A 6,259-nucleotide genomic window follows, 5' to 3' on the forward strand; every position below is an offset into this window, starting at 1 on the left:
CTGGTCCTCTATGACGGGCGCATCGCCGCCGAACTCGAAGGCGACGCTATCACCGAACCGGCCATCATGCGCCCGGCGCTCGGCCATGCCGGGGAAGCCGCCGCATGAGCAGCGCAGCAGCCTCATCCCCTGTTCCCGGCGGCTTCGGACTGCGCCGTGCGCTGGTGCGCAATCGCGGCGCGCTGATCGCCGCGGCCGTCCTGGCGATCCTGCTCTTCGTCGTCGACTGGATCAGCGCTGGGCCGCTGACCTATTTCGATGTGTCGTTCCTGTCGAGCGGCGGCGCCACCTCGGCGCTCGCGGCGATCGGCCAGACGATCGTGATCCTGTCGGGCGGCTTCGACCTGTCCGCCGGCGCGGTGATATCGCTGGTCAATGCCGTGCTGGCATCGAGCATGGATCCGATGGCGCCAGGCGCAAGCATCCTCCTGTGGACCACCGTCGGCATCGGCGTCGGCATGGCGGTGGGCGCCTTCAACGGCTTCTTCATCGCGGTGCTGCGCATGCAGCCGATCGTGGTGACGCTGTCCACCATGTTCATCCTGCAAGGTGTCACGCTGCTGGTGATGGACAAGCCCGGCGGCTTCGTGTCGCCCGATCTCGGCACCTTCTATCTCGGCGACGCGATCGCCGGCTGGCTGCCGATGCCGCTGGTGGTGATCGGTGTCGTCCTGCTCGCCTGGTTCTGGCTGAAGGGAACCCGCTTCGGCACAGCACTCTACGCGCTTGGCAGCGATCCGGAGTCGGCCGCTTCCGTCGGCATCAATGTCGTTCTGGTGCGCTTTGCCGTCTATGTCATCGCCGGCGGCTGCTATGGCCTTGCCGGCGTGTTCATCAGCGCCCAGACCGGCAGCGGCGATCCGCTGGTCGGCAATCCGCTGCTCTTGTCGATGTTCGCGGCGGTCGTCGTCGGCGGCACGCGCCTCGGTGGCGGGCAGGGCGGCCCGGTGGGCTCTGTCTTCGGCGCCTTTATCCTGATGATCGTGGTGAACATCCTGCTGGTGCTCAACGTATCGGCCTATTATGCGACCATCGCCGAAGGCACCATTCTGGTACTGGCGGCACTTGCCGGCTCGATCTCGCATGCATCGGTGCTTGCCGTGCAACTGCGCGCCGCGCGTGCCCGGCTCGCCGCCTGGCGCGCCGGCATATTGCCCTCGCAACTCGAGCGCGTGGACCGGCGTCTCAAGATCGCCGAGCCAGCCCATGCCCAGCGCAGTCCGGCATCGCCGCGCCCTGCCTTCCATCTGCGCAATGCGGAAACGCTGCGCTATGCGCTGCCGGCCTATGTCTGCCTGCTGCTCATCGTGCTTGTCACCCAGATCTGGCTCGGCCGCGCCATCCTCAATCCGGGCTATTGGAATTCGCTGCTGGTGCTATCCTCCTTCCTAGCCGTCCTGGCGCTCGGACAGGGAACCGTCATCCTGACCGGAGGCCTCGATCTCTCCGTGCCGTGGACGATCGGCATCTCCGGCATCATCCTGGCGGGCATGGTCAACGGCTCCGACGCCGCCCTTGTCTACGCCTTGCCGGTCGTCCTGGTGATGGCCTGCGCCATCGGCTTCGCCAATGGTTTCGGCATCGTCTATCTCGGCATCTCGCCGATCGTCATGACGCTCGCCACCAACGGCATTCTGCAAGGCTGTGCGCTGCTCTATTCGCAGGGAACGCCGGCCGGGTTTTCCTCGCCGATGCTGCGCTGGGTCATGACGGCCAAGCTCGCCGGCCTGCTGACTCCAATCGTGCTGCTGATGGTCGTCTTTGTCGTCGCAGCGGTACTCCTGCTTGGCCGCACCCCGTTCGGAAGGCGCGTCTACGGCATCGGCAACGGGCTGCGCGCGGCGCGCTTGTCGGGCATCGGCGTCGAGCGCACGCTGATCCTGGTCTACATGCTTTCGGCCGTCTGCGCGGCTGTTGTCGGCGTCATGCTGACCGGCTTTTCGGGTCAGGCGAGCCTCGGCATGGGCGACGACTATCTATTGCCGTCGATCGCCGTGGTGGTGGTCGGCGGCGCGCTGATCACCGGCGGGCGCGGCCACTATCTCGGCATGCTCGGCGGCGTGTTGTTGCTGACGGCACTGCAGATGCTGCTCGCCGGCACCACGCTTCCCTATGCCACGAGGGCAATTCTTTACGGACTGGTCGTTCTGGGCGCCGTCATGGCGCTGCGCGAACGGCGGCTGCAATGAGAAGGACATGACCATGAGCACAAGGGCGCCGGCATCGGCGGACGAATTTTTGACCGGGCTGAAAGGCCAGCGCGTGCTGGTGACGGCGGGCGCAGGCGGCATCGGGTTTGCCATAGCCGACACGCTGTCACGCCTCGGCGCCCGCATCGTCGTCTGCGACGTTTCCGACGAGGCGCTGGCCGCTGCTCCCAGCAAGATCGACCTGGTCGCGGCGGTCAAGGCCGACGTCTCGCGCGACGAGGACGTCGACCGTCTGTTCGAGGCGGTCGAGAAAAAACTCGGCGGGCTCGATGCGCTGATCAACAATGCCGGCATTGCCGGGCCGACCGGCGGTGTCGACGAGATCGATCCGGCGGACTGGCGGCGCTGCATCGACATCTGCCTGACCGGCCAGTTCCTGTGCGCCCGGCGCGCGGTGCCGCTGATCAAGGCGGCGGGCGGCGGTTCGATCGTCTCGATGTCGTCGGCCGCCGGCCGCCATGGCTACGCCTTCCGCACACCCTATTCGGCGGCCAAGTTCGGTGTCATCGGTTTCACGCAAAGCTTGGCCAAAGAGCTCGGGCCGCACGCCATCAGGGTCAACGCCATCCTGCCCGGCATCATCGAGGGCCCCCGCATCGAAGGTGTTATCTCGGCGCGCGCCAAGCAGGTCGGTATCAGCCACGAGGAGATGACCGGGCGCTATCTGCAGAACATCTCGCTGCGTCGCATGACCAGCCCCTATGATGTCGCGTCGATGGTCGCCTTCCTGCTCTCCGATGCGGGGATCAACATTTCCGGCCAGTCGCTCGGCGTCGACGGCAACGTCGAAACACTTTGAGGAACAAACCATGGCCAATGTCGCGATCGTCGGAAGCGGGTTCATCGGGCGGGCCTGGGCGATCAGCTTCGCCCGCGCCGGCCATGACGTGCGGATGTGGGACCAGTCGCCCACTGCCCCAGGTGGAGCCCGCGACTACATTGCCGGCGTGCTCGGCGATCTCGCCCAGAACGATCTTCTGCGGGGACAGCAAGCCGGTGAGGTTCTTGACCGTATCTCCGTTGTCGCCGAGCTTGAAGAGGCGTTGGCAGGTGCCGTGCATATCCAGGAGAACACGCCCGAGAATCTCGAGGTGAAGCGCAAGGTGTTCTCCTTGATCGACACGCTTGCCGATCCGCGAACAGTCATCGCCAGTTCCACCTCGGCGCTGTTGCCGTCGAAATTCACCGACCATCTGCAAGGGCGGCAGCGCTGCCTGGTCGTGCATCCGATCAACCCGCCCTATCTCATTCCGGCGGCCGAAATCGTGCCGGCGCCGTGGACCTCGGCCGAGACGGTCGAGAGAACCCGCGCCTTCCTCGTCGACGCCGGCCACGCGCCACTGGTCATGCAGCACGAGCTTGACGGCTTCATCATGAATCGCCTGCAAGGCGCATTGCTTGAGGAAGCTTTCCGGCTTGTCGCCGATGGCTACGCCAGTGTCGAGGATGTCGACGTCGGCATCCGCGACGGGCTGGCGCTGCGCTGGTCGTTCATGGGGCCGTTCGAGACCATCGATCTCAATGCACCCGGCGGCGTGCGCGACTATGTCGAGCGCTATCAGGGCATCTATTCCAACATCTTTCCCCAGACGCAGCGGCGCGTCGACTGGGCCGGCAAGGTCATCGATACAGTCGAGGCTGATCGCCGCAAGCGACTGCCACAGCAAAGCCTAGGCGACCGGCAGGTGTGGCGTGACCGCCGGCTCATGGCGCTCGCCGCCCACAAGAGAAAATCGGATCAGGAGTTTGGAGAATGACGCAAACCAGTCGCAAGCCGGGACCTGCACAGACCAGGGGCAAGGTCATCATCACCTGCGCGGTGACGGGCGCCATCCACACGCCGACCATGTCGCCCTATCTGCCGATCACGCCCGACCAGATCGCTTCGGAGGCGATCGCGGCGGCGGAAGCCGGTGCCGCGATCCTGCATCTGCATGCCCGCGATCCGGAAACCGGCAAGCCCGACCAAACGCCGGAGGCCTTCGCCCGCTTCCTGCCGCGCGTCAAGCAAGGCACCAACGCCGCCATCAACATCACCACCGGTGGCAGCCCCTACATGAAGGTCGAGGAGCGCGTGCGCCCGGCCGCCCAGTTCAAGCCGGAAGTCGCCTCGCTCAACATGGGCTCGATCAATTTCGGGCTCTATCACCTGGCCGACAAATACGAGACCTTCAAGTTCGATTGGGAAAAGCCGCATCTGGAAGCGACGCGCGACCTCGTCTTCCGCAACTCATTCAAGGACATCGAGTACATTCTGGCGACCTGCTACGACAACGGCACGCGCTTCGAGTTCGAGTGCTACGACATCGCCCATCTGTACAACCTTTCCCACTTCGCCGACCGTGGGCTGGTGAAGCCGCCTTTCTTCGTGCAGTCGGTGTTCGGGCTGCTCGGCGGCATCGGCACGCATCCAGAAGACGTCGCCCATATGAAGCGCACTGCCGACCGGCTGTTTGGCGACCAGTTCCGGTGGTCGGTGCTGGGCGCCGGCGCCAGCCAACTGCGCATCGCCGCGCAATCGGCGGCCCTTGGCGGCAACATCCGCGTCGGGCTGGAGGACAGTCTGTGGGCGGGCAAGGGCAAGCTTGCCAAATCGAACGCCGAGCAGGTCTTGCTGGCCCGCAAGATCATCGAAGGACTCGGCATGGAGGTGGCGACGCCCGACGAGGCACGCGAAATCCTGTCATTGAAAGGCGGGGACAAGGTCGCTTTCTGAGGCGGCCCGAGCAATCGCCGCGAGACGCAAAACGGAGGAGGACGGCATGAAGATCGAAGTCGTGGTGGACGTGAAGACCACACTGGGCGAAGGACCGCTGTGGGACGTCGAACAGGAACGACTCTACTGGATCGACAGCTTCGACGGGCGCGTGTTTCGGGCGACCGCCGACGGGCGCGAGATCCGGTCATGGGACGTGCCGATGAAGATCGGCTCAATGGCGCTGCGCAAGGACGGCGGCGGCGCTGTCGTCTCGCTGCAGCGCGGCTTCCATCTGCTCGATTTCGCCACCGGCGAGGTGACGCTGATCCACGATCCCGAGCCGGACAAGCCGATGAACCGGCTCAACGACGGCAAGGTCGACCGGCGCGGCCGTTTCTTCGCCGGCTCCATGGATACGATGGAAGAGGGGCCGTCCGGCGGTCTCTACAGGCTCGATCCGGATTTTTCCGTCACCCGGATCGATTCCGGCATCATCTGCTCCAACGGTCCATGCTGGAGCCCCGACGACCGCACCTTCTATTTCGCCGATACCTGGACCGGCGAGATATGGGCCTACGACTACGATATCGCCACCGGTGCCGCCACCAACAGGCGTACCTTCGTGCGCGTCGACACCAGCCGAGGCGGTGCGGCGGACGGCTCGACCGTCGATGCCGAGGGCTATCTCTGGAATGCGCTGGTCTATGACGGAAGGCTGGTGCGCTACGCGCCCGATGGCAGCATCGATCGCATCATCGACATGCCGGTCAAGAAGATCACCAGCGTCATGTTCGGCGGACCGAAGCTCGACACCCTCTACGTCACCTCGATGGCCAAGCCGCCGCTGCCGCGTTTTCCCGGCGACGGCGTTTTGCGCGGCAGCCTGTTCGCCATATCAGGCCTTGGCGTTAGGGGCGTTGCGGAACCGCGCTTCGGCGGCTGACGCCAGGCAAGCGAAGCGCCGGTAAAATACGCAGATCAGGCCTTGGCGCAGGAATTCGGGCAAGTCTGGCAATTGATGCCGAACGTGTGCATATACAGGCATACATATATCCATGCAGAGGGGTTTCCGTTAGGCTGAGCGCCCCGCGTCAAACGGGAGCATCGATTGCCAGGATTTGCGGAAAGCGTGATGCAGGGGCCGCGAACCGTGGCCGAACAGGTCGCCAATGTCCTGCGCGAAGCGATTGCCAGTGGCACCATCAAGGCGGGCACTTCGCTGCGCCAGGACGAATTGGCCGAGCAGTTTGGCTTCAGCCGCATGCCAATTCGTGACGCCCTTCGCCAATTGGAAGCCGAAGGCATTGTTTCCATCCATCCGACAAAAGGCGCGCAGGTCGCCCGGATGGAC

Annotated in this window: 6 protein-coding genes; all 6 read left to right on the forward strand. The window is 64.9% G+C overall.

Annotation, left to right across the window (positions count from 1 at the left end):
* The first annotated feature begins 104 nt into the window (after positions 1-104).
* Positions 105-2,189, forward strand: a complete 2,085-nt coding sequence (locus ENZ74_RS17830; RefSeq protein WP_063167525.1) for an ABC transporter permease — start codon at positions 105-107, stop codon at positions 2,187-2,189.
* Positions 2,190-2,202: 13 nt separating this feature from the next.
* The gene (locus ENZ74_RS17835) at positions 2,203-3,009 is read left to right on the forward strand and encodes an SDR family oxidoreductase (RefSeq protein WP_024502463.1); all 807 of its coding nucleotides are present in this window, start codon (positions 2,203-2,205) and stop codon (positions 3,007-3,009) included.
* Positions 3,010-3,019: 10 nt separating this feature from the next.
* Positions 3,020-3,967: a 3-hydroxyacyl-CoA dehydrogenase gene (locus ENZ74_RS17840; RefSeq protein ID WP_063167526.1), complete on the forward strand. Its 948-nt coding sequence runs from the start codon at positions 3,020-3,022 to the stop codon at positions 3,965-3,967.
* Positions 3,964-4,926, forward strand: coding sequence for a 3-keto-5-aminohexanoate cleavage protein (locus ENZ74_RS17845; protein WP_063167527.1), 963 nt, complete (start codon positions 3,964-3,966; stop codon positions 4,924-4,926). The genes ENZ74_RS17840 and ENZ74_RS17845 overlap by 4 nt, the downstream gene beginning before the upstream one ends.
* A gap of 46 nt (positions 4,927-4,972) precedes the next feature.
* Positions 4,973-5,851, forward strand: a complete 879-nt coding sequence (locus tag ENZ74_RS17850) for an SMP-30/gluconolactonase/LRE family protein (protein WP_013533046.1) — start codon at positions 4,973-4,975, stop codon at positions 5,849-5,851.
* A 207-nt stretch (positions 5,852-6,058) separates the two neighbouring features.
* Positions 6,059-6,259: GntR family transcriptional regulator (locus ENZ74_RS17855; protein ID WP_245470974.1), on the forward strand; the 201-nt coding region annotated here is incomplete at its 3' end.

This window comes from Mesorhizobium sp. M7A.F.Ca.CA.002.15.2.1, assembly GCF_003998715.1.
Taxonomy (GTDB): Bacteria; Pseudomonadota; Alphaproteobacteria; order Rhizobiales; family Rhizobiaceae; genus Mesorhizobium; species Mesorhizobium ciceri.

What these genes read in the sequence shown, in the direction of transcription:
- ENZ74_RS17830 (WP_063167525.1), top strand. Translation starts at nt 105, where the DNA reads ATGAGCAGCGCAGCAGCCTCATCCCCTGTTCCCGGCGGCTTCGGACTG.
- ENZ74_RS17835 (WP_024502463.1), top strand. Translation starts at nt 2,203, where the DNA reads ATGAGCACAAGGGCGCCGGCATCGGCGGACGAATTTTTGACCGGGCTG.
- ENZ74_RS17840 (WP_063167526.1), top strand. Translation starts at nt 3,020, where the DNA reads ATGGCCAATGTCGCGATCGTCGGAAGCGGGTTCATCGGGCGGGCCTGG.
- ENZ74_RS17845 (WP_063167527.1), top strand. Translation starts at nt 3,964, where the DNA reads ATGACGCAAACCAGTCGCAAGCCGGGACCTGCACAGACCAGGGGCAAG.
- ENZ74_RS17850 (WP_013533046.1), top strand. Translation starts at nt 4,973, where the DNA reads ATGAAGATCGAAGTCGTGGTGGACGTGAAGACCACACTGGGCGAAGGA.